Annotated in this window: 24 protein-coding genes; 10 read left to right on the forward strand and 14 right to left on the reverse strand. The window is 44.0% G+C overall.

Features of this window, described 5'->3' with window-relative positions; genetic code table 11:
- Positions 1 to 140: 140 nt before the first annotated feature.
- Positions 141 to 854, reverse strand: a complete 714-nt coding sequence (locus B5354_RS09235; protein ID WP_079528066.1) for a response regulator — start codon at positions 852 to 854, stop codon at positions 141 to 143.
- Positions 826 to 2,457: a DcuS/MalK family sensor histidine kinase gene (dcuS, locus tag B5354_RS09240; protein WP_079528068.1), complete on the reverse strand. Its 1,632-nt coding sequence runs from the start codon at positions 2,455 to 2,457 to the stop codon at positions 826 to 828. Before dcuS ends, B5354_RS09235 begins: the two co-directional genes overlap by 29 nt.
- 668 nt (positions 2,458 to 3,125) lie before the next feature.
- Between dcuS and B5354_RS20980 the strand changes: the two genes are divergently transcribed.
- The 3 genes from B5354_RS20980 to B5354_RS09250 are packed head-to-tail and all read left to right on the forward strand — an operon-like array spanning position 3,126 to position 7,321.
- Entirely contained in the window at positions 3,126 to 3,245 is a 120-nt protein-coding gene (locus B5354_RS20980) for a symporter small accessory protein (RefSeq protein ID WP_342742980.1), read from the forward strand.
- A complete protein-coding gene (locus B5354_RS09245) occupies positions 3,242 to 4,828 on the forward strand; it encodes a sodium:solute symporter family protein (protein WP_079528070.1) in 1,587 nt (528 codons plus the stop codon). The genes B5354_RS20980 and B5354_RS09245 overlap by 4 nt, the downstream gene beginning before the upstream one ends.
- A 42-nt stretch (positions 4,829 to 4,870) precedes the next feature.
- On the forward strand, positions 4,871 to 7,321 hold the full coding sequence (locus B5354_RS09250) for a penicillin acylase family protein (protein WP_176142453.1): 2,451 nt from the start codon (positions 4,871 to 4,873) through the stop codon (positions 7,319 to 7,321).
- Between the two features lie 315 nt (positions 7,322 to 7,636).
- Here the strand turns inward: B5354_RS09250 and B5354_RS09255 are convergent, their stop codons facing one another.
- From B5354_RS09255 to paaA, 11 genes are all read right to left on the reverse strand, one after another.
- A complete protein-coding gene (locus B5354_RS09255; protein WP_079528074.1) occupies positions 7,637 to 7,876 on the reverse strand; it encodes a 4Fe-4S dicluster domain-containing protein in 240 nt (79 codons plus the stop codon).
- Between the two features lie 46 nt (positions 7,877 to 7,922).
- Entirely contained in the window at positions 7,923 to 9,122 is a 1,200-nt protein-coding gene (locus tag B5354_RS09260; RefSeq protein WP_079528076.1) for a thiolase family protein, read from the reverse strand.
- A 15-nt stretch (positions 9,123 to 9,137) separates the two neighbouring features.
- The gene (locus tag B5354_RS09265; RefSeq protein ID WP_079528078.1) at positions 9,138 to 9,992 is read right to left on the reverse strand and encodes a 3-hydroxyacyl-CoA dehydrogenase; all 855 of its coding nucleotides are present in this window, start codon (positions 9,990 to 9,992) and stop codon (positions 9,138 to 9,140) included.
- 21 nt (positions 9,993 to 10,013) lie between these two features.
- Positions 10,014 to 11,540 carry an aldehyde dehydrogenase family protein gene (locus B5354_RS09270; protein ID WP_079528080.1) on the reverse strand — a complete coding sequence of 509 codons (1,527 nt, stop codon included), beginning with the start codon at positions 11,538 to 11,540 and terminating at the stop codon, positions 10,014 to 10,016.
- Between the two features lie 18 nt (positions 11,541 to 11,558).
- Positions 11,559 to 12,341, reverse strand: coding sequence for an enoyl-CoA hydratase/isomerase family protein (locus B5354_RS09275; protein ID WP_079528082.1), 783 nt, complete (start codon positions 12,339 to 12,341; stop codon positions 11,559 to 11,561).
- Between the two features lie 3 nt (positions 12,342 to 12,344).
- On the reverse strand, positions 12,345 to 13,118 hold the full coding sequence (locus tag B5354_RS09280) for an enoyl-CoA hydratase-related protein (RefSeq protein WP_079528084.1): 774 nt from the start codon (positions 13,116 to 13,118) through the stop codon (positions 12,345 to 12,347).
- Positions 13,111 to 13,416 carry an EthD family reductase gene (locus B5354_RS09285; RefSeq protein WP_079528085.1) on the reverse strand — a complete coding sequence of 102 codons (306 nt, stop codon included), beginning with the start codon at positions 13,414 to 13,416 and terminating at the stop codon, positions 13,111 to 13,113. Before B5354_RS09285 ends, B5354_RS09280 begins: the two co-directional genes overlap by 8 nt.
- A 438-nt stretch (positions 13,417 to 13,854) precedes the next feature.
- A complete protein-coding gene (paaD, locus tag B5354_RS09290; protein ID WP_079528087.1) occupies positions 13,855 to 14,355 on the reverse strand; it encodes a 1,2-phenylacetyl-CoA epoxidase subunit PaaD in 501 nt (166 codons plus the stop codon).
- 24 nt (positions 14,356 to 14,379) lie between these two features.
- Positions 14,380 to 15,195 carry a 1,2-phenylacetyl-CoA epoxidase subunit PaaC gene (gene paaC, locus B5354_RS09295; RefSeq protein WP_079528089.1) on the reverse strand — a complete coding sequence of 272 codons (816 nt, stop codon included), beginning with the start codon at positions 15,193 to 15,195 and terminating at the stop codon, positions 14,380 to 14,382.
- Positions 15,192 to 15,551, reverse strand: a complete 360-nt coding sequence (paaB, locus tag B5354_RS09300; RefSeq protein ID WP_079528091.1) for a 1,2-phenylacetyl-CoA epoxidase subunit PaaB — start codon at positions 15,549 to 15,551, stop codon at positions 15,192 to 15,194. Before paaB ends, paaC begins: the two co-directional genes overlap by 4 nt.
- Before the next feature lie 24 nt (positions 15,552 to 15,575).
- On the reverse strand, positions 15,576 to 16,487 hold the full coding sequence (paaA, locus tag B5354_RS09305; protein WP_245804775.1) for a 1,2-phenylacetyl-CoA epoxidase subunit PaaA: 912 nt from the start codon (positions 16,485 to 16,487) through the stop codon (positions 15,576 to 15,578).
- A 313-nt stretch (positions 16,488 to 16,800) separates the two neighbouring features.
- On the opposite strand from paaA, the gene paaK reads away from it, so the two are divergent.
- Both paaK and paaX read left to right on the forward strand, forming a co-directional pair.
- On the forward strand, positions 16,801 to 18,135 hold the full coding sequence (gene paaK / locus B5354_RS09310; protein ID WP_079528095.1) for a phenylacetate--CoA ligase PaaK: 1,335 nt from the start codon (positions 16,801 to 16,803) through the stop codon (positions 18,133 to 18,135).
- Positions 18,136 to 18,391: 256 nt separating this feature from the next.
- Positions 18,392 to 19,243, forward strand: coding sequence for a phenylacetic acid degradation operon negative regulatory protein PaaX (paaX, locus tag B5354_RS09315; protein ID WP_079528097.1), 852 nt, complete (start codon positions 18,392 to 18,394; stop codon positions 19,241 to 19,243).
- A gap of 465 nt (positions 19,244 to 19,708) precedes the next feature.
- Here paaX and B5354_RS09320 read toward each other — a convergent pair whose 3' ends face one another.
- Positions 19,709 to 20,239 (reverse strand): gamma carbonic anhydrase family protein, encoded by a 531-nt coding sequence (locus tag B5354_RS09320; RefSeq protein ID WP_079528099.1) that lies wholly within the window; start codon positions 20,237 to 20,239, stop codon positions 19,709 to 19,711.
- A gap of 68 nt (positions 20,240 to 20,307) precedes the next feature.
- On the opposite strand from B5354_RS09320, the gene B5354_RS09325 reads away from it, so the two are divergent.
- The 5 genes from B5354_RS09325 (at position 20,308) to B5354_RS09345 (ending at position 24,466) form a co-directional block, all read left to right on the forward strand.
- On the forward strand, positions 20,308 to 21,267 hold the full coding sequence (locus tag B5354_RS09325; protein WP_079528101.1) for an NAD(P)H-dependent flavin oxidoreductase: 960 nt from the start codon (positions 20,308 to 20,310) through the stop codon (positions 21,265 to 21,267).
- A 477-nt stretch (positions 21,268 to 21,744) separates the two neighbouring features.
- Positions 21,745 to 22,752: an NAD(P)/FAD-dependent oxidoreductase gene (locus tag B5354_RS09330; RefSeq protein WP_079528103.1), complete on the forward strand. Its 1,008-nt coding sequence runs from the start codon at positions 21,745 to 21,747 to the stop codon at positions 22,750 to 22,752.
- A gap of 45 nt (positions 22,753 to 22,797) precedes the next feature.
- A complete protein-coding gene (locus B5354_RS09335; protein ID WP_079528105.1) occupies positions 22,798 to 23,574 on the forward strand; it encodes an enoyl-CoA hydratase-related protein in 777 nt (258 codons plus the stop codon).
- Between the two features lie 24 nt (positions 23,575 to 23,598).
- Positions 23,599 to 23,991, forward strand: coding sequence for a thioesterase family protein (locus B5354_RS09340; RefSeq protein ID WP_079528107.1), 393 nt, complete (start codon positions 23,599 to 23,601; stop codon positions 23,989 to 23,991).
- 25 nt (positions 23,992 to 24,016) lie between these two features.
- A complete protein-coding gene (locus tag B5354_RS09345; protein ID WP_245804747.1) occupies positions 24,017 to 24,466 on the forward strand; it encodes a PaaI family thioesterase in 450 nt (149 codons plus the stop codon).
- Positions 24,467 to 24,529: the final 63 nt, after the last annotated feature.

Raw genomic sequence — 24,529 nt, forward strand, 5'->3', positions numbered from 1 at the left:
AAATAACAGATGAATGCTTAAAGCGTCAGCAAACGCTTTCATTTACTTAACCTAATCTTAGTGAAGTTCACAGAACATTCACACATTACGAAATTAATGATAGTATTGTAATTAAAAAAAGCAGCCGAAGTTGGCTGCTTTTACAAATAACGATCGATATGATCTCGCTTGGAATCATTCAGTTTATATTGGTAAATCGGCCTCCCGACACCATAGACCAGGGTTTCTTCCAAATACTCGATGTCACTCAGGAATTTTAAATACTTCCGTATAGAAACCCTGGAGATTTGCGTCATCTCTGCCACCTCATCTGTGGAAAAAGAATCTGGTTCCTTAGAGAGAATCACCTGGTTAATCGTAGCTAATGTGTTTTTCGTAAGGCCCTTCGGTAATTCATATGATTTCAGTCCCTCTGCTTGCGGACTTGATTTTTGGAGCACACGATCGATTTCACGCTGGTTAACTTGGTCGATATCCGATAATGTATAATGATTTCGCTTGTATTGAGTGAGCGATTTCTCAAAGCGTTCAAATTCAAACGGTTTAATGAGATAATCTACAGCTCCAAGCCTTAAGGATTGCTGAATCTGGTGAATATCGGATGCAGCTGTAATTAAGATCACATCAATATCCTGATTTTGTTCACGGATCCTTTTTAGAAAATCAATTCCATTTAACCCTGGCAAATAGACATCGAGAAGCAGCAAGTCCACTTTCGTTCGGGCCAAGTGCTCAATGGCTTCATCTGTGTTGCCAGCGATGCCGCTGAGTGTAAACCCGTCTATTTGTTCGATGTAACTTTTGTTCAATTGAGCTACCATCGGATCATCCTCTACGATGAGCACGCTGATCACTTTGTTCACCTCCTGATTCGTAAGGGATAATTAATGTAAAAGTAGTGCCATGCTTACGATTTGAGCCCACATCAATGGAGCCCTCCATGTTCTCCACACTCCGTTTCGTGAGATAAAGGCCAAATCCACGATGATCCCCCTCTTTCGTAGACACTCCTTTTTGAAAAATTTCCTCGTACTTGTCCTCCGAAATGCCGCTTCCTGTATCCGACACGATTATCGTCAACAGGGCATCTATGTACGACAATCTCACATCGACCTGCTTCTGCGTACGTTCCCAAACACTGTCAACCGCATTATCAATCAAGTTGCCAAGGATCGTAATCAGTTCATGGGTGATGGCAGGATCCTCCGGCTGCGGGATCTCGGTTTCACATTCAACATTCAAATGCACATGCGATTCTCTGGCAGCGCTCATTTTGCCAATGACGAATCCAGCAAGAGCCGGATCTTTGATATCCCGCGTGACATTGCCCACTTCATGAGCCTGGTGATTCACCAATGTACTAATAAAATGGTTCACTTCCTTATAATCTTCCATCTTAATCAACCCTAGCAGCACATGCAGTTGATTCATAAACTCATGTGATTGAGCCCTTAGCGTATCGGCATACATCTGCACCCCCGTCAGCTGTTCCGCTAACTGGTTAACCTCGGTTTTGTCACGAAACGTCGCGATCGCCCCAACAACCTGATCTTGTACAACTAAGGGAGCACGGTTGGTGATGATTGAAACCCCATTAATCGTTTGCTCCTCATCTAATTCCGATACGTTTTCTTCTAACACATGCTGTAGCATCGTACCTGGTAAGAAGTCATTGATTTTCATTCCTACCGGTTCCTGATTCATCAAGCCCGCCTTCTGAAAAATGTGCCGAGCTGATTTATTTACGAGCACAATTGTGGACCCTTTATCGATCGCGATAATGCCTTCACGCACAGAATGAAGCATCCGATTTCGTTCCTCATGAATCCGGGCAATCGCATGCGGCTCAAGACCAAACAAGCTTTTCTTAATGTATTTAGCTAACAGAAGAGCCCCGGTAATCCCAACGAGCACCCCCACAATCGAACCGATGATGACCCGTTGATGGCTTTGTTGAATCGATTCCTGAACGGCTTGTAACGAAATACCGACCGCTACAGCTCCGATTTGATTCTGACTCTGATCATAGATTGGTGTGAAAGCCCGTACCGACTTTCCTAACGTGCCTTTCGACGAAGAAATATACTCCTCCCCCTGAAGCACGCGTCCCTCGTCCCCGCCTACGAAGTGTTTGCCAATCCTTTCAGGAACAGGATGTGACTGGCGGATCCCATTCATATTCATCACCACAACGAATAAGACACCGGTTTCATCCTGGATCGTCATCGCATACTCTTGGATCTTATCTTGGTCCACCTCACCCTGTAACCCTTTTTTAACAATTTGAGACTCTGCAACCGTACGGGAGACAATTGTCGCTTTCTCCTCCAATTGGTTGCGGATATTTTCACTTGTAGAATCGGTGATGAGGAGGTCTGTAACGAGCAAAGATACTAATACGACGAGGCAGACTAGGAGCATGATAATGGTACTTAACTTAAATCGTGGCTGGCGCACTGTGTCTCACCTCAAGACTGGAAGTTGGTAGATTGAAATAGATAGATTTTTAAATAAGGGGACCTATAAAAGTCACAATTTTACTATAGTAATTTTCTTTTCATTGTAGCATAGACCACAAGAGTAACTGTGGCCCCTTTTCCTACTCTAACTTCTGTCCCTCACCTAACCTCCTCTACTATTCCAAAATAACCCCCAAATAATTATCAGAAAATTCTTTTCAATATGTTTCGCATGTGTTAGTATGACGTATATAAAACGTTGTTATATTTTTATATCATACAAAGGGCGGGAGATGATTCAACATGCATAAATGAGATCAGGATTGTAAGCAGTAAACCGTAAAAGTAAAAAGGTACAAGAAAAGTGAAAAATCTGCAATGAATTCACACGAATGTCGAGATGTTAACCCTTTTAATATTTAATCTATAACAGCACTCCACTCGTAATGACACGACAAATCAGCCCTTATTCTATTCACCTTCGATAACTCACTCCAGTACACAGGATTGGAAGTCCAGTCAGCAGCATCATCAACGAAAAACATCCCTTCCACACATTACTTTTTATAACAAAATTATAAAGTACGTTAAATTAACGAACTATCAATAAATATTTTGAAAGGGCTTGCAAATTAAACAGATGTTAATTAAAGAGGAGAGATAACCATGCTTGGAATGGACGGTTTAATCATTGTATTCGCCTGGGTCGGCACAGCTTTATCAGCACTCGGCTGCGTTATTTATGGATTAATCAACTGGAACAAAGGAGGAGATGATTCGCAATGAATCTATCAGTACTTATCCCGCTATTAACCGTTTACATAGCCATTATGTCTGGGCTGGCTTATTACGGTTACCGAAAAACAAATACAGAAGCAGATTACCTTGTGGCAGGACGTAGTATCAACCCGATTGTTATGGCCCTCTCCTATGGGGCGACATTCATCAGTACTTCCGCGCTTGTCGGTTTTGGCGGAGTTTCGGCTATATACGGGTTTGGGATGCTATGGCTGGCTTTTTTGAATATTATATTGGGCATTTTTGTAGCTTTCGCCTTATTTGGGACAAGGATCCGAAAACTGTCAGCTGAAATGAATGTGTTTACGTTTCCATCTTTTTTAGGGGAGCGATATAATTCGAAATTCATCACTGTGTTTTCGGGGATTATGATTTTTGTATTTATGCCAGCCTATACGAGTATTGTACTAATTGGCGGCGGTCGATTTTTGGAAGAAACACTAGCGATTGATTATAATATCGCCCTGTTAGTATTGGCATTTATTGTAGGAGCTTACGTGATCAGTGGCGGACTGAAAGCCGTAATGTATACGGACGCCTTCGCGGCAATCGTTATGCTGGTTATGATGGCAATCTTTTTGTTCGGGACGTATCAGGCAGTCGGCGGATTAACCGCAGGACATAGCGGGTTAACCGCGTTGAAGGAACTCGTCCCCGACGCTCTCGCGGAACAAGGACATCGTGGTTGGACAGCCATGCCGGCCTTTGGTTCTCCCATTTGGTGGACACTGGTCAGTACATTAATCATGGGGGTCGGCATTGGCGTATTGGCTCAGCCGCAGCTTACTATGCGGTGTATGACCGTAAAGGACAACCGCGCCTTAAATCGCTCCGTGCTCGTCGGCGGTATTTTCATATTTTTTATGACGGGCGCTGTGTTCATGATCGGACCGCTAACCAATCTTTATTTTTACAATACGACCGGCGAGCTTGCTATGACTGTGGCAGGCGGGAATGTTGACCTTGTTATCCCGACCTTTATCAATGAAATGATGCCAGATTGGTTTGTTTATTTGTTTACCTTAACGGCATTGTCAGCCGTGATCTCAACGGTCAGTTCGTTAATTCACGTTCAGTCGGCTTCCTTTAGTGAAGACATCTTGAAGAACATCGGCGTCAACTCCGTATTCGGCAACAAAATCAGCATGTCTCGCGTTGGTGTCATCATTGGCATGGCCGCTGCCATTTTATTAGCCTACATCTTGCCGGGCGGCGTCATAGCTCAAGCGACATCGTTCTGGTTCGGGATTTGTGCTGCTGGGTTTTTACCAGTACTCATCGGCAGTCTATATTGGAAAAATTCAACAAGGGCCGGTGCTATTTCAAGTATCGTTGTTGGTTTTGCCGTAAGTATTATCGGTTTCCTGTTTTTCCATCAAAAAGAAGCGGCAGCCATCGGATTAGCCAACGCCTTGTTCGGAATGGATACTTTAGCAGGCTTCCCGATGACTCATATTAATCCATTGTTCTACGCGCTTCCGCTTTCAAGCCTTGTATTTATTCTCGTTAGTTTGAAAACAGGCGAGCAGGTGGATATAGAAGTAACAGAGGACTCCGTCGTTTCGAAGTGAATGAGAGGTACGATGGATATAAAAAAGATGGGAGGATCTCAATTGCTATTGAAAAAAACGATCTTATTTTTGTTGTTGAGCGTAATGGTTTTTTCATCAAGTCAAGTAGAAGCAAAACAACAACCAAAAGACAAAAACGTAACCGTTAAAAATGGTACCGCGAAAATTGTTAGAGATGATTATGGGGTCCCGCATATTTACGCAAAGTCTAAGGATGACTTGTATCGTGCTTATGGCTATGTTACAGCTAAAGACCGCTTATTCCAACTTGTTATGTTTCGCCGCAGCAATGAAGGGAGAGTATCGGCCATTTTTGGTAACAAGTATTTAGAGCACGATATGAGAATGCGGAGAGACGGTTATAGTGATAAAGAAGTAAAGAATATGATTTCACGAATGGATCCCTTTTCACAAAAAGTAATCAAAAATTATGCCAAAGGGATTACCAAATATATCAAAGAAGCTAATCAAGAACCTAATCGTTTACTATCAAAAGAATTCCACAAATACGATATCAAACCTAAATCTTGGACAGGTGTTGACGTTTTAAGATTATACATGGCTTCTATGACGGTCTTTATGGATCAGGAACAGGAGTTAAAGAATGCGGCAACCCTGGCGAATTTAAAGCAGAACCATGGAGCTGATAAAGCTAAAAAAATGTTTAATGATATTTTCCCGAAAAATAATCCCGCCTCTCCTACTAGCATTATGGGGGATGAAGAATTAGGTCAAAAACAACACTATGGAAACGGAAAGGTCAGACAAACCTCTGAAGCAGCGATTGAAGCTGCTGACAAAATCAAGGATAGACGTAAAGAATTCGAGAAAACCTCTCACGAGTTAGGGGTCCCATTAAAAGTCGGAAGCAACGCCCTAATTGTTGGCTCAGAAAAATCTGAATCTGGTAACGCCATGGTGTTTGGAGGTCCACAGGTTGGATTAACCGCTCCTGGTTTTATGTATGAGGTGGGGCTGCATGGTCCAGGGATTGATATTGAGGGATCTTCATTTATTGGATACCCATTCATTATGTTTGGGGCAACCAATAAATTCGGCTTTTCATCCACTGCCGGCTATGGCAACCAAGTCGATATATTTAAAGAGACATTAAACCCAAATAACCCTCACCAATATCAGTATAAAGGCGAATGGGCAGATATGAAAAAACGCGTCGAAAAGTTTCAAGTTCGTGATGAGAACGGAGACATCCAAGAAGTTGAAAAAGTGTTTTACGAAACTGTTCACGGTCCTGTAATTTACCTGGATGAGGAAAAGCAAGCAGCCTACAGTAAATCGTGGAGTTTTCGTGGAACAGAAGGACAAAGCTGGTCCGCTTATTTACAAACCAATTGGGCACATAATCTAAATCAGTTCAAGAAAGCAGCCCGAAATTTTACGATGTCACTGAATTGGTTCTATGCTGATAAACAAGGGAATATTGGTTATTTCCATGTAGGTCAATACCCTAAACGGGATCAGAGACTTGACTTTAGACTCCCGACTCCCGGAACCGGTCAATATGAATGGGACGGATTCAAGGATACAGCAAATAATCCGTCTGTGATCAATCCGGACGTCGGTTTTGTTGCTAATTGGAATAATAAACCTTCTCCAAATTGGCAGAATGGTGAATTAAGCTTTAATTGGGGAGCTGACCATAGAGTCCAACAGTACATTGATCAGGCGAAAAAAGCTGACAAATTAAACTTACAGGAGATCAACGACATTAATTACCACGCAAGCCTTGTTAATTTAAGAACAAAATGGTTTAAGCCTTACCTACTAGACACTCTGGAGGGGGACATTGACAAAAATCCAGAATTAAAAGAGGTTTACCAGTATTTAAAAAACTGGAATAACCTCAATGAAGATCTAAATGATGATGGCTATTATGACAGTCCAGCTACAACTATTTTCGAAGCTTGGTGGTCCAACGTTCCAGCTAATCTATTTAAAGACGACCTTGGCAAAAGCTATGATGACCTAAAAGGAACCATTGACCATCGGTATGGCTGCAGTTTATGTTTAAGAGTATTTCGCGGAGATGAAGCACAAAATGCTGTTCAATATGATTGGTTAAATGGAGAAAGTCGTGAGCAAATTATAATGGAAAGCTTACATCAAGCGCTAAACGAACTAGAAAAAGAATATAACGGAAATATGGATGACTGGTTAACAGAAGTAAGGACAACAACGTTCGGAGCACAGTCACTGATCGGTGCACCACATGGTTTAGGCTCAGATATCCCAATCCCCGTTATGAATCGGGGAAGTGAAAATCATTACGTGGAATTAACAAAAAAGGGACCAGAAGGCTTTAACATCACTCCTCCAGGTCAAGTTGGGTTTATTAGTAAAGACGGTTCTGTTCACCAACATTACAATGACCAAATCAAGATGTACGCCAACTGGGAGTTTAAACCGATTCTTTTTACAAAACAGGACGTTATCAATAATACGGAATCGATCCATTACCTGCAATTCCGATAAAGAACTAATGGAAAAAGCGGCCTCCACAAGTGGGAGCCGCTTTCTATTACTCTTTTGATGAGATCTTTAGTCAGTATCCTCGCTCCGCCTTTCAAGTGTTATATAAAAAAATGGGGCGCCCTTTACATGAGGGGCACCCTCATTTCTTGAATGGGGGATATACTCCCCAACGAGAAACGATAACGTCCTGTCTCAAAAAGATAGCGACCTATCTCAAAAATATACCTCCCTAACTCACAGTCATAACGACCTAACGAGCAGCTATTACGCCCTAACGACCAACCATAACGCCCTAACGAAAATTTTTCTTCGTTTTCAGCCTGCTTCAAAAAACTTACGATTCAATTGAATATAATCACTTTCTTCCTCAGGAACTTCGTCTTCCATATAGATCGCTTCCACAGGACAAGCTGCCTCACAGGCACCACATTCAATACATACTTCTGGATCAATATGAAACATGTCTTCCCCTTCTTCAATACAATCTACCGGACAGACTTCGATGCATTCGCCTGCCTTTTCATCTTTACAAGGTGATGTAATTACAAAAGCCACGGTGAAGCCCTCCTTCTTATAAAATCAAAAACCGCACAAAATACGTTTAATCCCTTTTTACAATCATCGAAATTCCTTGGCCTACGCCGATACACATTGTAGCCAGGCCACGTTTACTATCCCTCTTTTTCATTTCGTGCAGCAAGGTCGTTAGAATTCTAGCTCCGCTGGCTCCTAACGGATGACCGTACGCAATCGAACCTCCATTGACATTGACAATATCCTGATCGAAGTTCAACTCACGGATACATGCAAGAGATTGGGAGGCAAATGCTTCATTTAATTCGATCAAGTCAAGATCATCCACGTTCATGTCAGCTCGTTTCAGCGCTTTTTGCGTAGCATGAATGGGACCAATGCCCATAATTCTAGGTTCCACTCCTGCTGTAGCTGAGGTAACATAAGTAGCAAGAGGTTCTAGTCCTAGATCCTCCGCCTTTTTCCGGCTCATTAATAAAACAGCCGAAGCTCCATCATTGACTCCAGATGCATTCCCAGCGGTAATACTGCCATTGGAAAATAACGATGGAAGTTTATTTAATTTTTCCAGTGTAGTGGACGGTCTCGGGTGTTCATCTTCAGCCACCTCATATGTGCCCATCTTTCGGTCATGGATCGATACGGGTGTGATTTCTTCCTTCAACCGTCCACTTTCCATTGCTTCTTTGGCACGCAGTTGACTTTGATGAGCAAACTCATCTTGATCGGATCGTAAAATGTTATAGGCTTCAGCAACATTTTGAGCCGTTTCCGGCATTGAGTCTGTGCCATACATTTCATCCATGGACGGGTGAGTGAAACGCCAGCCGATCGTCGTGTCCTGGAGCTGTTGATCACCGCGTTTGAATCCTTTGTCGGGCTTTCCCATCACATAAGGGGCGCGTGTCATACTTTCCGTCCCACCGGCGATCATTACGTCTCCCTGCCCGACAGCAATCGCCCGGGCAGCGTACGTCACCGCGTCCAATCCTGATCCGCACAATCGGTTAATCGTCGTACCTGCTACTGTAGTCGGATATCCAGCGAGTAATGTAGACATCCGCGCTACATTTCGGTTATCTTCTCCTGCCCCATTGGCATTTCCAAGGATGACCTCCTCGATTTCTTCAATCGGAAGCTTTGGATTACGCTCTCGTAAGGAACGTAGAACATGGGCTCCCAAGTCATCCGGGCGAACGCTTTTTAAAGCACCATTATACCGTCCAATCGGGGTTCTTACCGCATCTACAATTACAACTTCTTCCATGAATGTTCACCTCCCTTACTCCTCATAGTTATATATACCGCGCCCGCTTTTTCTCCCTAACCTGCCTGCTTGAACGAGCTGTTCCAATAGCGGAGCAGGACGGTATTTTTCACCTAACGTTTCGTGTAAGTACTTTAAATTATTCAGGCGGGCGTCTAATCCGACCAAATCCCCAAGCTCAAGGGGACCCATCGGATAGTTCAAGCCGAGCCGAACCGCTTTATCAATATCTTCTGCAGTGGCCACGCCTTCCTGCAGCATTTGGAACGCCTCATTGCCGACAAGAGCACTGATTCTACTCGTCACAAAACCAGGAAATTCATTGACTTCAACGGTTTCTTTCCCCATTTTTTCGGAAGAAACTCGAATAAGGTCCACCGTCTGATCGCTCGTTTCTAACCCCTTCACAATCTCGACAAGCGGCATACGATGGACGGGATTAAAAAAGTGCATAACCGCTACTTGTGGTGCTCGATTTGTGTAGGAGCCGAGCTCTGTTGGACTGATTGTCGACGTATTTGAAGCAAAAATCGTATGCTCTGGTGCATGTTTATCTGCCGTCTCCAAAATTTGTTTCTTCAACTCACGTTTCTCTGGCACTGCTTCTATCAGTAAATCAGCCGTACTTACGGTTGATTCAAGCTGTGAAGAGGTATGGAGATGATCCAGCAGTTCACGCGCCTGTTGTTCTGTGATTTTTTCCTTTTCAATCCCTTTTCGTGTCGTTTTTTCAGCAAACGCATACGCATCCTGCAGCTGACTTTCCGACACATCAACTAAGGTGGTATGAAAACCGGCAAGGGCCGAGACATAAGCAATGCCTCGCCCCATCACGCCAGCTCCCGCCACCGTCACGTTTTGTACAGCCATGGTCTAAGCCCTTCCTTTCTTTTACACTCCGAACGGATTTAGCGGTTTTGGTCCATAGTAAGAAAGAACACTTTTATCTTCCATATAAAGGTCGAGTGTTTCTACACAAAGTTCTCTGCCGAATCCAGATTGTTTATAGCCTCCAAATGGAGTGCCAGGGAATGCTGAGAATGGTGTATTGACCATCACGATTCCGGCTTCAATCTGATGGGAGACGCGAGTAGCTCGGCCCTGGTCCTTCGTCCATATCGCCGATCCTAATCCGTACTCTGTATCGTTGGCACGCTTGACTACATCTTTCTCATCCGTGAATTTCTCGACCACAACGACAGGGCCGAAGATCTCCTCTTTCACAGCTTTCATATCAGGGGTAACGTCGGTAATCACAGTCGGCTCATACCAATGACCATTTTCAAATCCTTCAATCTCCATGACTTTACCGCCTGTCGCGATCGTCGCTCCTTCTTCTTTAGCGGACTGAACATAACTGTCTATAACTTCGAGCTGGTTGCGGCTGATGATCGAACCAAGGTGCGTCCCTTTATCAAATGGATCACCTGACTTCAGCTTCTCTGTTTTTGCAATAAATTGCTCCATAAATTCATCATAAATCGATTCATGCACAAACATGCGTGAACGCGCTTCACAGGATTGACCCGTGTTAAAGAAAATCCCAAATAATGAACCTGGAACAGCCGCATCTAAATCTGCATCTTCAAACACGATATTTGGTGATTTTCCGCCCAGCTCGAGGGTAAGGCGTTTTAGTGTCTCTGAAGACTTGCTCATAATATCTCTTCCTGTCGGTGTTGAACCTGTGAAGGCCACTTTGTTAATATCTTTGTGTTCGACTAGGTAGTCGCCGACAACTTTGCCTGAACCTGGGAGCGTGTTCACGACGCCTTCTGGCACACCCGCTTCATGGCAAATTTCGTTCAAAATAATCGCTGTAATCGGCGTCAAACTAGCTGGTTTGATAATCACGGAACAGCCAGCTGCAATCGCCGGGGCTATTTTCCAGGCCGCCATCATCATCGGATAATTCCATGGAATGATCTGGGCACACACTCCAACCGGTTCCTTGTGTGTATAGTTAAAAAAGCCATTCGGCATATTATTGACGGCACCGCGGTGGCCGACAATCGCACCCGCATAAAATTCAAAGTCCTCAATCGACTGGTTGATTTGAACCTGTGCTGCCCCGACAGACTTCCCGCTGTTTAACACTTCCGCTTCAACGAGTTCATTAAATCGTTCCCGCATAATCGCCGCAATTTTATTGAGGACACGGGAGCGTTTTCCGACCGGATATTTATTCTTCCATTTCCCCTTGTCAAAAGCGTTCCGCGCCGCTTGTACGGCCTTCTCAGCATCTTCCTGATTGGCTTTTGCAACCGTAGCCAGGACCTCACCTTTGGCAGGATTATATACTTCAAAAGTTTCACCGGAAGCACTTTCTACACGCTCCCCATTAATGATCATTCCATAATGTTCACGCTTCATCGCTCCAACCTCTGTTACTGCTTCTGCTGTTACTGTGCTTGTCATATCTCACCACTCCTTTAATTAGTTTCCAATAAACGATGGTTTACGTTTTTCTTTGAATGCCTGCAGCCCTTCGCGATGATCATGAGACTGCCCTGCAATCCGCTGGGCCTGCGCTTCTTTTTCAAGCAAATCTTCAAAGGTAGAATTCATGCCATCGATCATGTATCGTTTTACTAGAGAAATAGATTGAGTAGGCATGTCTGCTAGTTTTTCAGAAAATTGAGCTACCCCATCCTCCCATTCCGAGGATTGTATCACCTCTGTGGCAAGCCCTAGTTCCTTCGCTTCTTCTCCCGTAATCGGTTTGCCAAGCACAGCTACTTCTAATGCTTTTGCATAGCCGATGAGCCGAGGCAGCATATAAAGGAACCCCGAATCCGGAATCAGCCCGATGCTCATAAATGCGCTTACAAATTTGGTCTCTGGCTGAACTAACCGGAAATCGGCCACTAAGGCTAAACTCATTCCTGCGCCCGCTGCTGTCCCATTGACTGCAGCCACGATCGGCTTTTCCGTTTGTTTGATCGCCTTCACCATCGGATGGTAGCGGTTACGAAGGAAGTCAGCATGATTGGTATTTTCATCGACTCCACCCAAGTCCTCTCCGGCACAAAACGCTTTGCCTTCACCTGTAATCACGATACTTCTCACTTCACTATCTTTGCTTGCTGTCTTTAAAGCTTTGATGATCTCTTTGTTCATGACTTCTGTAAAAGCATTGAAGGCAGACGGTCGATTTAAGACGATCCTCGCGACACCTTTGCTTTGTTCATACGTAATCGTTTCGAATTCTGCTTCCATTCATCACACCCCCTTAAAAGAAGGAGACCGTTTCTCAGTAAAAGCTTTCATCCCTTCTTTTTGATCCTGAGAGGCAAAGGCTAGGTAGAAATTCTTCCGCTCCAGCTTCAACCCATCTTCGAGCGGCGTGTCTACAGCCTCATCAACCGCTTCCTTGATAAGACGGACCGCTACAGGTGCCTGCCCGGCAAGCTGGTGGGCCAGCCTCATCGTTTCTTCCTTCACCATTTCAGGAGCCACAACCCGGTTAATCACACCGTAATGCAAGGCTTCCCGTGCACTCATCTGCTGCCCTAGCCAAATCCATTCCAATGCCTTCGCCCGCCCCATCGCTTTTGTTAAAAACTGCGTACCGCCAGCACCAGGCATGACACCAAGGGTCACTTCCGGGAATCCGAAACTTGCGTTCTCAGCTGCAACAATGAGGTCGCAATGAAGCGCCAGTTCAAACCCGCCGCCTAACGCAAACCCGTTGACGGCCGCGATCACGGGCTTTTTAATCAACATCATCCGATCCCATACCGCGAAAGGATTGGTAAGTTCCAGGGACAGCGGGGAATCATCCATCATTTCATCAATATCAGCTCCGGCAGCAAATGCTTTCTCATTCCCCTTTACGACAATCACACGAATCGAATCATCACGGTCGAAACGTTCCATTTGTTCAACGATTTCATCGACCATTTGCCGATTCAGCGCATTGGCAGCCTGTGGTCGATCAAGCTGAATAATCCCGGTTTTTTTCTCGACATATGTTTGAATAAATTCATTAGCCATCTACTTCTTCACCGATCATCAGCGTCACAAGATCGCCCGCAAACTTCATTAGATCTTTTCCGGAAGCCTTGCCTTCATCTGACTTCATCCCCTTTTGCAGGGAATCGTGATCATCATAGAACATTTCACAAAGCAGGTAATACTCGCTTTCCCCCATCGGAGAACCGACGATTTTGGTGACTTTCATTTCCCGCAAGCCCGGAATCTCCTTTGTAATCGGGGTATGTGTGTTAAAGTAGTGCTCATCAAACGCCTCTTTATCCTCGGGTTGTTTGTACAGAGCAATTAGCTTGACCATTTATAAAAACTCCTTTCTTGTGTAAAACGATTTAATTTCATAATTTCTCTTTTCACAATACGAAGGTTAAAATATGCCGCGCGGGACCCACAGTCGACATCCTCTAAGCTTTCAGAGAGGCTGAGACAAAAGTGTTTTTCAAATGGAAATCCGAACTATAAAAATTATAATTGGTGCATGTAAACCGCTACGAAAATATACTTCGCTTTCCGCGGGCGGCTGTTGAGCCTCCTTGTGCTAGCGCACTGCGGGGTCTCACCTAGGCCTTTCCTCCCGCAGGAGTCTTCGTATATTTTCTCCGCTAAAACAGTACATTGTTCGTCTTTTTACTTAAATAAGTTTAATCATATCCCGTTGTAGGCTTCTTGTATATTAATTGCTAAGAGGCATTACTTTATTACGTATTAACTCTAGCCACACAAAGGAAAAAACATAGACTTACACAACTGAATAATCTACTACGGGTTTCATGGCTTCAAATGGATTTTTACAGGAACCGCAATAGAGAATACTGCGGCATGCCGTCGGACCGAACACATTATCCATCGAGGTAAACGCTGATCCGCAATACGGACAATCGACGGACCATTCCTCCCCAGGCTGATAGTTTTCAGGGGGCGGCGACACGCCATGTTTTCTCAGTTGTTCTTTTCCTTCATTAGTAATCGCATCCGTTGACCATCTAATCTGGAAGGAAAATTCAACGTGACACCTCTCTACCCATTCCAAACTTTCTACTGCAAGCTTCACATTTTTTTCAATAAAATCGAGGGCGGGGCAGCCTGCAAAGGTGGGTACCATGGTGATCGATACGTTGCGATGATTCACCAGTACGTCATGAACCATCCCGAGATCCCGAACGCTGACTGAGGGAAGCTCAGGATCATCCACTGTTTTTAAAATGGCTAGAATCTCCTGTCGCTTTTGTTCATCATTCACGCTTATCCCCTCCTTTAAAATGACTTACCATACCGCATACCGATCACTGTCATAAACCTCCGCCAGCGTTTGTAAAGCCTGGTCTAAGTCGGCGGTATGTTCACCTGATCGCCCGCTGCCAAACTTGTCACCCAGCGAATCGGCTGGTAAATCTTTGATCGTCGCCTGCACCTCTTGCAGCCACCGCTGCTTCAACTCACTCTCACCAGAGATTAATTGATGGTGTACGATATCCTGAGCTTTTGGCCCTAAATCGTAAATATCCTTGCCTTCTTCCCACGCTTCCTCTAAACGAGCCTGAATCTTCTCCTGAGCTTCTTCAGTTGAACTCAGAAGCTGCTGCATCCACATTTTCCAGTGCGCCAAGTGATAAGGCTGTTCCATCAATACCTTCTGTGCCGTGTTCGCCAGCGGCTCATAGGAGCTTTTCACAGCCGCTTCAAGTTTTACTTTTTTCATCGTTTCATATAAAAACTGACGAACAACGGTCAGCGCCCAGTCATACCACGGTTCTCCATAATAGGAACCTTCTCCATTTTTCTTTTCAAAATAGCTGGCATTCCGCCTTTGCTCAGGAGCGCGTTCGTGAGCAAGCGCATCCACTTTTCCTTCCCCTAAATCCTCTAATAATTGATAGTAGAGAAAAGCATGCCCCATCGTATTTTGCGTAATCGATGAAAAAGCAACATCTTCTTCAATATGAGGTGCTAACCCAAGCCACTCAGAGCCTCGGAAAGAAATGATAAAGTCATCATCCGCCAGCTGATACAACAATTCAGTTAAGGCCTCGTAATAAGCAGGATTTTGTTTCGCCTGTTCAACGGTTTCAAAAGATTTCATGATTTCTTCACCTCTTTCCAGGACATAATTTCTTTTTCATCTAACATGCCTTGTTCTTTTTCACTCCACTTTTTCCTCAAATAACCGTAACCTTTTGTACTACGATAATCTTTGTTGTCTAAACGATTCGTCCATTGCAGGCGCTCTTCACTATTCATGGAGCGAATATGATTGCGCGGCACCACCCAGACATCGAGCACTTTTTCCCGGCGCATAAAATTCTCTTGTGCCATGTTCAGCGCCATGTCGTCATTGGGAGCGAGCAGGCTGAACTGGTGCTGGATGGGTGATTTTTCATTCTTTTTACTAAACACTTCATATTCTCGATAAAAGTTAGATTCATTCTGTTTTTCCATCATCATCTCTCCCTTCCGAAGCCCTTATGAAACAACAACTTGCGGAGCCAGCGCCTGCCGCACCCAGCGATTGTTTTCATAGGCGATTTCTCTTAAACGCAAGCGTTCTTTTGAGCGTGGTCCATTATTGCTGATAATTTGTTTAAATTCATTCCAATCAGGCTGTTGATAGATCCAACGCTGTTTCTCTTCATCATAATGAACCGTTTCATCCGGAACCGTTAACCCTAGTGAGAAAACACGCGGCAAGTATTTATCGAGAAAAGCCTGACGCAATTCTTCATTGGAACTTTTGCGAATGCGATATTTCGTTGTCACTTCCTGCTTTGAAGATCCTGTTGTGGATGCTGATTCAGGTCCGAAAAACATTAACAGGGAAGGCCACCAATTATTCAGTGATTCTTGCAGGATTCTCCTCTGTTCCTTCGTCCCTTCGGCTAACGCCATAATAATCGCTTCTCCATGCTGGGCGTGAAAGACTTCTTCTTGACAGATCCGTTTGAGAGCTCGCTGGTAAGGTCCATAGGAGGCGTCTAACATATTGGTTTGTGAAATAATCGCAGCCCCATCAACGAGCCACCCCACCATCCCTGCATCTGCCCACGTTCGCGTTGGCATGTGAAAAACGTTATGGAATTTTAAGTCGCCATTTAATAGATCTTCCATTAAGCTTTCTCTGTTTTTCCCATAAGGTTTCATTAAATCCTCAGCTACTCGTAAAAGCAGCTGGCCGTGACCCATTTCATCTTGAACTTTTGCCATAATCCCCAGTTTTCTTTTAACAGTCGGCGCTTTCGGCACCCACTCTTTCTCAGGAAGTGCCCCCATAATTTCGCTGATTCCGTGCATGGAAATGAGTTTAATTAAGGTTTGGCGATACTCATCCGGCATCCAATCGTCAGCCTCGATTTTTTCACCAGCTTCAACGCGCTCCATAAACCGCGCATATTTTTCTTTATCTTCATCAACATTGTCTGCAGCTAATGTGCCACCGTAGTTATACACTATACCACTCCCTTGTTACGTTTGTTTAACGTCATTATAAATAAACGTTATATAATAATCAACCCTAAAATGTTTTTCTATCTGTTCACGATTGTTGTAAACATTGATAAAACAGCCTATGTAACGGTTTTAATTACTATTTAAATTTTCTCAATATATTGACAGCGTTTTCATTAACAGATATCTTGAATGTGACGGTTTTCAAATATATCGTATAATTAATATCATAGGAGGAGATCATATCATGTCTACTTTTTCGGAAAGAGAACATTGGAGTCGCTCAAGAATGAAAGACTTTCAATGGGAAGGTTTGAAAAAGACAGTGGAACGCGTGTATAACCATGTCCCGTTTTACCGAGAATCCTTTCAACAATCTTCAATCACCCCTGACGATATTCAGTCATGGGAGGATGTCCAACAGCTTCCTTTTACGAAGAAACACCACTTGCGCGAGAATTATCCTTTTAACTTATTGGCCACTCCTATGGAGGAAGTTGTCCGAATCCATGCCTCATCTGGTACAAGCGGGAAACCGACGGTCGTGGCCTATTCAAGAAATGATATGGATCATTGGGGGGAAATCGTAGCCCGCGCTATTTACATGGCTGGAGGGCGTAAGGGAGACGTACTTCACAACGCTTACGGGTATGGTTTATTTACAGGCGGATTAGGACTTCATGTGGGTTCCGAACATTTAGGCTGTGCTACTGTTCCGATTTCAGGCGGAAATACATCAAAGCAAATTACACTCATTCAAGACTTTAAACCTCGTGTCATTTGTTCGACTCCATCCTATTTGTTGAACATAGGAGAAACGATGAAGAATATGGGCATTGCCCCAGCCTCCACTTCTTTAAAACATGCGATACTCGGTGCTGAACCTTGGTCAGAACAAATGAGAAAGACAATTGAGAACATGTTTGATATAAAAGCCTCAGACATATACGGGCTCAGCGAAGTGATGGGGCCAGGAGTAGCTATGGAATGTGCGGAATGTCAGGATGGCCTTCATATTGCAGACGATCACTTTCTCGTCGAAGTGATTAACCCGGATACACTCGAGCCTGTACCCGATGGCGAGGATGGAGAACTCGTTTTCACAAGCCTTACGAAGGAAGCACTGCCGATTATTCGTTATCGAACCGGTGATATATCTTCGATTACTCGGGAAACATGCGCGTGTGGACGAACGACAACGAAGATGAGCAGGATTAAGGGACGCTTAGATGACATGCTCATTATCCGCGGCGTTAATGTCTTTCCTTCCGAAATCGAGCGTTACATTTGTGGCATGGATGAATTAGCACCTCATTACCAAATTCACCTTCAGAAAAAAGGCGTCATGGACCACGTTGAATTACACGTGGAAGTTTGTGAAAAGTTCTTTGCCTCTTTGCCGGAACAGAACTTAAACGATTCCATTGCCCACGAACTTGTCCGAAAGATCCAGAAGGTATTAAAGATGGAAGCTCTCGTTTCTATGGAAGTCACTTTAAAAGAGCCAAAAACCATTCCCCGCTCTGAAGGAAAAGCTAAACGCATTTTTGATACTCGTTCTTCCCTGTCTGCTTCCCTATAAAATGTCTATTACTATGGTTATACAAAGCGAAGGACATTTCGCTTTGTATTTTTTTGTATCCAGAAAAAATAGTATGACGCTTTTTCTTTTTGTAGTAGAATACCTATTAGAGGATTTTTCTTCAAAACGTCCCTTTTTATTGCTTTAATTAAAATGAAAAAGCAAATTAGGTTTTTACGATTATTTAAAGTGATAAGCGAGCATGATAGCATAATATACAAGCTATAAACCACGGAGGAAAAAGAAAGGACAGCTGATGGAAAAACTATTTAACACACGTTCCATGATTTTTACATTATACGGAGATTACATTAGTCAATACGGAAATGTCATATGGATTGGCAGTTTAATTCGATTACTTAAAGAGTTCGGACATAACGAACAATCTGTGCGGGCAGCGATATCCCGTATGAGCAAACAAGGCTGGGTACAGTCGGAAAAACAAGGAAACAAAAGTTATTATTACTTAACAGACCGCGGCAAAAAGCGAATGGATGAAGCCGCGAACCGAATTTATCAAATCAACCCTCCTTCCTGGGACGGAGAGTGGCGGTTACTGCTCTATACGATCCCGGAAGACAAACGCCATTTACGAGATGAATTAAGGAGAGAATTAGTTTGGAGCGGTTTTGGCCTTTTATCAAACAGCTGCTGGATCACGCCAAACCCATTAGAAGAGCAAGTTAACAACTTAATTGCCAAATACGAAATTGATTCCTATGTCAATTTTTTTCGGGCAAAATATGAAGGTATGAATCAAAACAAAGACCTCGTCGATCAATGCTGGGATCTCGAGGAAGTGAATGAGCGGTACTCGGAGTTTATCCAAACATATAGCCAGAAATATATAATCGATAAGAATAAGATTGAAAAAGGAGATTTAAGCGACGGAAGCTGTTTCGTCGAAAGAACAATGTTAGTCCATCAATACAGGAAATTTTTGTTCATCGATCCAAGCCTTCCTCAGGAGCTATTGCCGGAGGATTGGTTGGGAGATTCAGCGGCTTCCCTATTTAGAGACTACTATCAAATGTTAAGGGAACCTGCGACGCGCTTTTTTGAATCTGTCTTTGAACCCGGTGAACCGCTTGATACGAAGGAATCCTGACTATGTATTAATCTAAGTAGTTCGGTTTTGGAGTACACTCACTCCAGAACCGAACTGCTTTTTTGTTATAGGCTCCCGGAAATATTACACCTACCGGCTCTATAAACTCGCAGTTAACATACACTTCGCTTTCCACGGGCACGGCCTCAGATTCCTCAGAAAGCAAAGACCGCTTTCCTGCGGGATCTTCGACTCGCGCTGTTCCCGTAGGAGTCTTCGTGTATGTCAACTGCTGGCATGAGGAGTTTAGATAAGCCTCTCAAAACCATCCAATATCAAAACCATTCTAAAAAAACCTATAGTAGTTTAATTACATTTACTATCAGGTGAAACCTGTCAGGATGCTAAATAGATTGTCCTAAGCTAATATCAACTGCAAAGAATAATCCTTTCGATTACGCACTGTACCGTAATAAAATAGCTTGTAGACAAACCTAGGGTTTGTCTACAAGCTAGAAATAAAACTTATCCAAACACTTTCTCAAGCACCTCTACTTTTTGAAATTCCTTCCCTTTCTGAACATATGTCTGAATCGTCTCCTCAATCATTTCCATGTCTTTATCCGTCAGTTCCCTCACTACCTTACCCGGAGAACCAAGGACGAGAGAACGAGGAGGAATCACTTTCCCTGAAGGAACTAGACTATTTGCGCCTACAATCGAATACTCTCCAATCTCAGCCCCATCTAATACAGTTGCCCCCATGCCTACCAATGATCCTTTTCTCAATGTGCAGCCATGGACTATCGCATTATGTCCGACCGACACTTCATCTTCGAGTGTTAATGGAAAGTCTTCGTAAAGATGACACATCGTGTTTTCCTGAATATTGCAGCGCTCGCCAATCCGAATCGGCCCTTCGTCCCCTCTTAAGACAACATGAAACCAAATACTTGATTGAGCTCCAATCTCGACATCCCCAATCACTTTAGCCCCATCTGCAACAAAAGCGGTCTCGTGAATTTGCGGTGAAAAGTCCTTATAACGATAAATCATTTGTACTCCTCCCATCCCTTCATGTTATACTTTTTAATATAACACATTTTTAACGGAGGTGCATGATTATGAATGATATAGCAAAAATATTAGGTGTAGACCTTCCTTTTATCCAGGGAGGAATGGGGAATATCAGCCACGCTTCTCTGGCCGTCGCTGTCTCGGAAGCCGGCGGGTTAGGCACGATTGGTGCTGGCACATTAGCTCCTGAAAAAGTGGAACAGATGATTCTGGATATCCGCCGCGAAACGTCAAAGCCATTTGCCATCAACATCCCCCTCGCCATCCAGCCTTACGTCAAAGACATTCTCACGCTGATAAAAAAGCATCAAGTACCTGCTGTTGCTCTATCTGCAGGAAATCCCGCTCCCTATATTGAGCCTTTGAAGACTGATAATGTTGTCGTCATGTGTGTCGTCGCGAATGAAAAGCAAGCTCGAAAAGCCGAAGCGGCAGGAGCTGACATTGTAATAGCGGAAGGATATGAAGCAGCAGGTATTAATGCAAAAGAAGAACTCACCACGTTTACATTACTCCCTAAAGTTGCTTCATCTGTAGCCATTCCTGTCGTGGCCGCCGGCGGCATCGGGGATGGACGCGGAGTGCTGGCTGCGATGAGTTTAGGCGCACAAGGCGTCCAATTAGGCACACGGCTCATCGCAACAAAAGATGCCCAGGTTCACCCGGCTTATAAAGAAGCCTTGTGCTCGGCCGGCTCTGACGGCACCATGATCGTCGGCCGACCTTATCAGCAAGTAAGACGCATCTTAAAAACACCATATGGACAGCAATTGCTCGATTCTGAAAAAGAAGAAATCCCTCTTGAATCTTACTTAGAAAAAACCGATGAATCCCACCATATTCTGGGCGCAATCGAAGGCAAACTGGAGGAAGGTCACGTCAATGCCGGACAAATATCTACGATGATTGAGGACATCCCAACTGTCCAGGAACTGTTTACACGGATGATCCAGGAAGCACAAAGCAGCCTAAAAGACATATCATTACCTGTCCACAGCCAGAAATAAAGTAAAGCGGATACCCGAAAAGGTATTCGCTTCTTTTATTGTCACCTTTTTTCCACCTCAGGTCATCCATTCATTTCCATTTTCATAAGGAGCAGCGGGTTGTATTGCTCTCTAACGCGGACCGATAACGTCTTAACCCCCCGTGATAGCGCCCTATCCGGAAATATAACTCCCTAACGCAATGGCATAACGACTTAACGAACAAGTATAGCGCCCTAACTAAATGCCTCACTGTTTACGGTCTGTCTGGAGTAGTATTGGGCAGCTGCTCCCCTGCTCACCGACGGGATTTTAATTTTTCGGCAGCAAGCCCGCACCCTAACAGACAGTTACGGGAGCCATCAGCCTCCTTACTATTTTTTCAAAAAAGACGATGCTTCATATTGACAGTTTATAATATATTACGTATCCTTCTATATAACAAAATATAAATAAACGTATAAATAACGTTATATTATTTTATAAGGAGAGATGAGAATGATGTCCGAAGAAAAGACTTACGATATTACCATTATTGGAGCAGGTCCAGTTGGTCTTTTTACAGCTTTTTATGCAGGCATGAGAAAAGCATCTGTTAACGTGATCGATAGCTTACCTGAAGTCGGCGGTCAGTTGTCCGCCTTGTATCCTGATAAGTATATTTACGATGTGGGCGGCTTTCCGAAAATTAAAGCACAAGAACTAGTTGATCAATTACATGAGCAAGCACAGACTTTTTCCCCTAATTGGAGCCTGGAACAATCGGTTGAAAACGTGATCCGTTTAGAAGATGGCACGTTTAAACTAGAGACTTCAACGGCCACCCACTACTCACGAAGCGTTATTATTACGGCGGGAGCCGGTGCCTTTCAGCCTAGAAAACTAAAGGTGGAACGCGCAGACAGCTACGAAAACAACTGCCTTCATTACGCCGTCAAAGATTTACATCAATTCAAGGATCGGCGGGTTGTCGTCTGCGGTGGTGGCGATTCAGCAGTAGATTGGTCGCTAGCCTTGGAACCAATTGCCAAAGAAGTCACCCTGATTCACCGGCGCCCTTCCTTTCGCGCTCATGAACACAGTCTCTCGCTGCTGGAACAGTCGAACGTTAACATGAAGACGCCTTTTGAGGTGAGCAGATTAATCGGAAGAGATGACAAACTCGAGCAAGTGTTAATTCAAGAAGTGAAAGGGGAAACCACTCATTTACTTGATGTGGAGGACCTTATCGTAAACTTCGGTTTTGTCACGTCACTCGGCCCTTTAAAAACGTGGGGACTGGATATCCAAAAAAACGCCATCCAAGTGAACTCAAGAATGGAAACTAATATCCCAGGCATCTTTGCGGCCGGAGATGTTTGCACATACGAAGGGAAAGCTAAGTTAATCGCAACCGGATTTGGCGAAGCCCCAATTGCGGTCAATCACGCAAAATTATTAGTCGATCCAAAAGCAAGACTGCATGCAGGACACAGCACAAGTATTTTTGCAGCTTCCGCCAAATAATTTTTCAGCAAAACGACCGTAACCTATTCACAGGAGGAAACACAGATGAGCAAAGTTGAAACAGAAAAAACAGGTTCTATAGCCACCATTACGTTAAACCGCCCAGAACGATTGAATTGCCTTGATTTTGACACACTCCAACAATTAGAGGAGGTCCTTCAAGATCTTCAAACAGATCGAGAAATCCGCGCGATTATGTTTACCGGCGCAGGTGAAAAAGCCTTTAGCGCAGGAGCGGATTTGAAAGAACGACAAACCTTGAATGAACAAGAAGTAAGACGAAATGTTACTAAAATTAGACATGTGTTCAACCTTATTGAAGCCATGCCTCAGCCGACGATTGCTGCCATTAATGGCTATGCCTTAGGCGGCGGCTTCGAACTCTCTTTAGCATGTGACTTCCGTCTAGCCATTCCTGAAGCAAAAATGGGATTAACCGAAGTGAGTTGGGCGATTATCCCAGGTGCCGGCGGAACGCAGCGACTCACGAATTTAATTGGTCCCTCCCATGCTAAGGAGTTGATCCTGACTGCTCGAAAAATAGAAGCTGATACAGCGAAGGAGTTAGGAATTCTTAACCGGGTCGTGTCAAAAGAAGCATTACTGACCGAAGCCGCTTCCCTGGCCAATGAAATATCAGCGAATGGCCCATTGGCAGTCATCCAGGCTAAATACGCTATTAACCAGGCAGCGAACGTTGATATTCATACGGGATTAGCGATCGAAGCTAAAGCTTATGAAGTGATTATTCCTACAGAAGACCGGATAGAAGCCTTACATGCTTTTAACGAAAAACGACCAGCCAATTTTAAAGGGAAATGATTTAATTCGGAAGGAGAATGAGACATGAAGACAGGGCTTCAGGTCGGAGATAAGGCGGTCATAAAAGCAAAAGTAACCCCTGACATGTTTGCACAATTTGGTGGAGAAATCGTCCACCCCGCCTATTCTACTGTCACGATGGTCTATCACATGGAATGGGCCTCAAGGAAACTCATCCTTCCCTATCTAACTCCTGAAGAAGAAGGAATGGGAGCTTCCGTCCAGGTCAAGCATTTAGCCCCTTCCGGTGAGGGCGAGCCCATCGAGGTGACCGCGACCGTAACTGAAATTCGTCCGAAATCAATATGGACTCACGTCAGCGTAAAAAATGGCCAGCGGCAAATTGGAGAAGGCCACGTCAAACAAGCCATTTTGTTAAAAGAATACATTAGCAGACAACTCACCGCACACCAGTAAGCTCACTAGCAAGGGAGGAACTATCTTGAAATCTGTCATCAACGAAAGCGATCTGCACCATCGCTATAAAACCGAAATCATTGCAACCATGGAGAACGAGCCTTACGCTCAATTTCTCGGCATTAAATTAGTAGACATCGGCGAAGGAACGGCTTCAGCCAAACTAGATATAGAAGACCACATGCTAAACGCACACGGAACCGTTCATGGAGCTATAACTTTTGCAATTGCAGATTATGTTTTTGCAGCAGCCTCCAACTCTTACGGAAAAACGGCTGTAGGCATATCTACTACTATGAACTATATGGCTGCTGGAGAAAAAGGAGCACAACTCCGCGCAACGGCTATTGAGGAGAAGAAGAATCATAAAATGGCCTGGTATAAAGTCAAAATCGAGAGTGATAATGTGTTAATTGCTACCATGGAAGCGGTGGCTTACCGTAAAAATCACTATTTTGTTCCAGTAGAGGAATAAGAGCATGTAGAGGGGCACCTATTGAATGATGCCCCTCTGCTGTATTTATTGAAATGAATGTGT

The organism is Halobacillus hunanensis (genome assembly GCF_900166655.1).
GTDB classification, from domain to species: domain Bacteria; phylum Bacillota; class Bacilli; order Bacillales; family Halobacillaceae; genus Halobacillus_A; species Halobacillus_A hunanensis.

Bases quoted from the DNA above. Each gene is read 5' to 3' on its own strand.
- paaA (WP_245804775.1), bottom strand. From the start codon at position 16,487: ATGGAGCGCGTTGAAGCTGGTGAAAAAATCGAGGCTGACGATTGGATG.
- paaB (WP_079528091.1), bottom strand. From the start codon at position 15,551: ATGGAAAAACAGAATGAATCTAACTTTTATCGAGAATATGAAGTGTTT.
- B5354_RS09275 (WP_079528082.1), bottom strand. From the start codon at position 12,341: ATGGAAGCAGAATTCGAAACGATTACGTATGAACAAAGCAAAGGTGTC.
- B5354_RS09330 (WP_079528103.1), top strand. From the start codon at position 21,745: ATGATGTCCGAAGAAAAGACTTACGATATTACCATTATTGGAGCAGGT.
- B5354_RS09320 (WP_079528099.1), bottom strand. From the start codon at position 20,239: ATGATTTATCGTTATAAGGACTTTTCACCGCAAATTCACGAGACCGCT.
- paaX (WP_079528097.1), top strand. From the start codon at position 18,392: ATGGAAAAACTATTTAACACACGTTCCATGATTTTTACATTATACGGA.
- B5354_RS09265 (WP_079528078.1), bottom strand. From the start codon at position 9,992: ATGGCTGTACAAAACGTGACGGTGGCGGGAGCTGGCGTGATGGGGCGA.
- B5354_RS20980 (WP_342742980.1), top strand. From the start codon at position 3,126: ATGCTTGGAATGGACGGTTTAATCATTGTATTCGCCTGGGTCGGCACA.
- B5354_RS09260 (WP_079528076.1), bottom strand. From the start codon at position 9,122: ATGGAAGAAGTTGTAATTGTAGATGCGGTAAGAACCCCGATTGGACGG.
- paaK (WP_079528095.1), top strand. From the start codon at position 16,801: ATGTCTACTTTTTCGGAAAGAGAACATTGGAGTCGCTCAAGAATGAAA.
- paaC (WP_079528089.1), bottom strand. From the start codon at position 15,195: ATGAAATCTTTTGAAACCGTTGAACAGGCGAAACAAAATCCTGCTTAT.
- B5354_RS09340 (WP_079528107.1), top strand. From the start codon at position 23,599: ATGAAGACAGGGCTTCAGGTCGGAGATAAGGCGGTCATAAAAGCAAAA.
- B5354_RS09280 (WP_079528084.1), bottom strand. From the start codon at position 13,118: ATGGCTAATGAATTTATTCAAACATATGTCGAGAAAAAAACCGGGATT.
- B5354_RS09325 (WP_079528101.1), top strand. From the start codon at position 20,308: ATGAATGATATAGCAAAAATATTAGGTGTAGACCTTCCTTTTATCCAG.
- B5354_RS09335 (WP_079528105.1), top strand. From the start codon at position 22,798: ATGAGCAAAGTTGAAACAGAAAAAACAGGTTCTATAGCCACCATTACG.
- B5354_RS09245 (WP_079528070.1), top strand. From the start codon at position 3,242: ATGAATCTATCAGTACTTATCCCGCTATTAACCGTTTACATAGCCATT.
- B5354_RS09270 (WP_079528080.1), bottom strand. From the start codon at position 11,540: ATGACAAGCACAGTAACAGCAGAAGCAGTAACAGAGGTTGGAGCGATG.
- B5354_RS09285 (WP_079528085.1), bottom strand. From the start codon at position 13,416: ATGGTCAAGCTAATTGCTCTGTACAAACAACCCGAGGATAAAGAGGCG.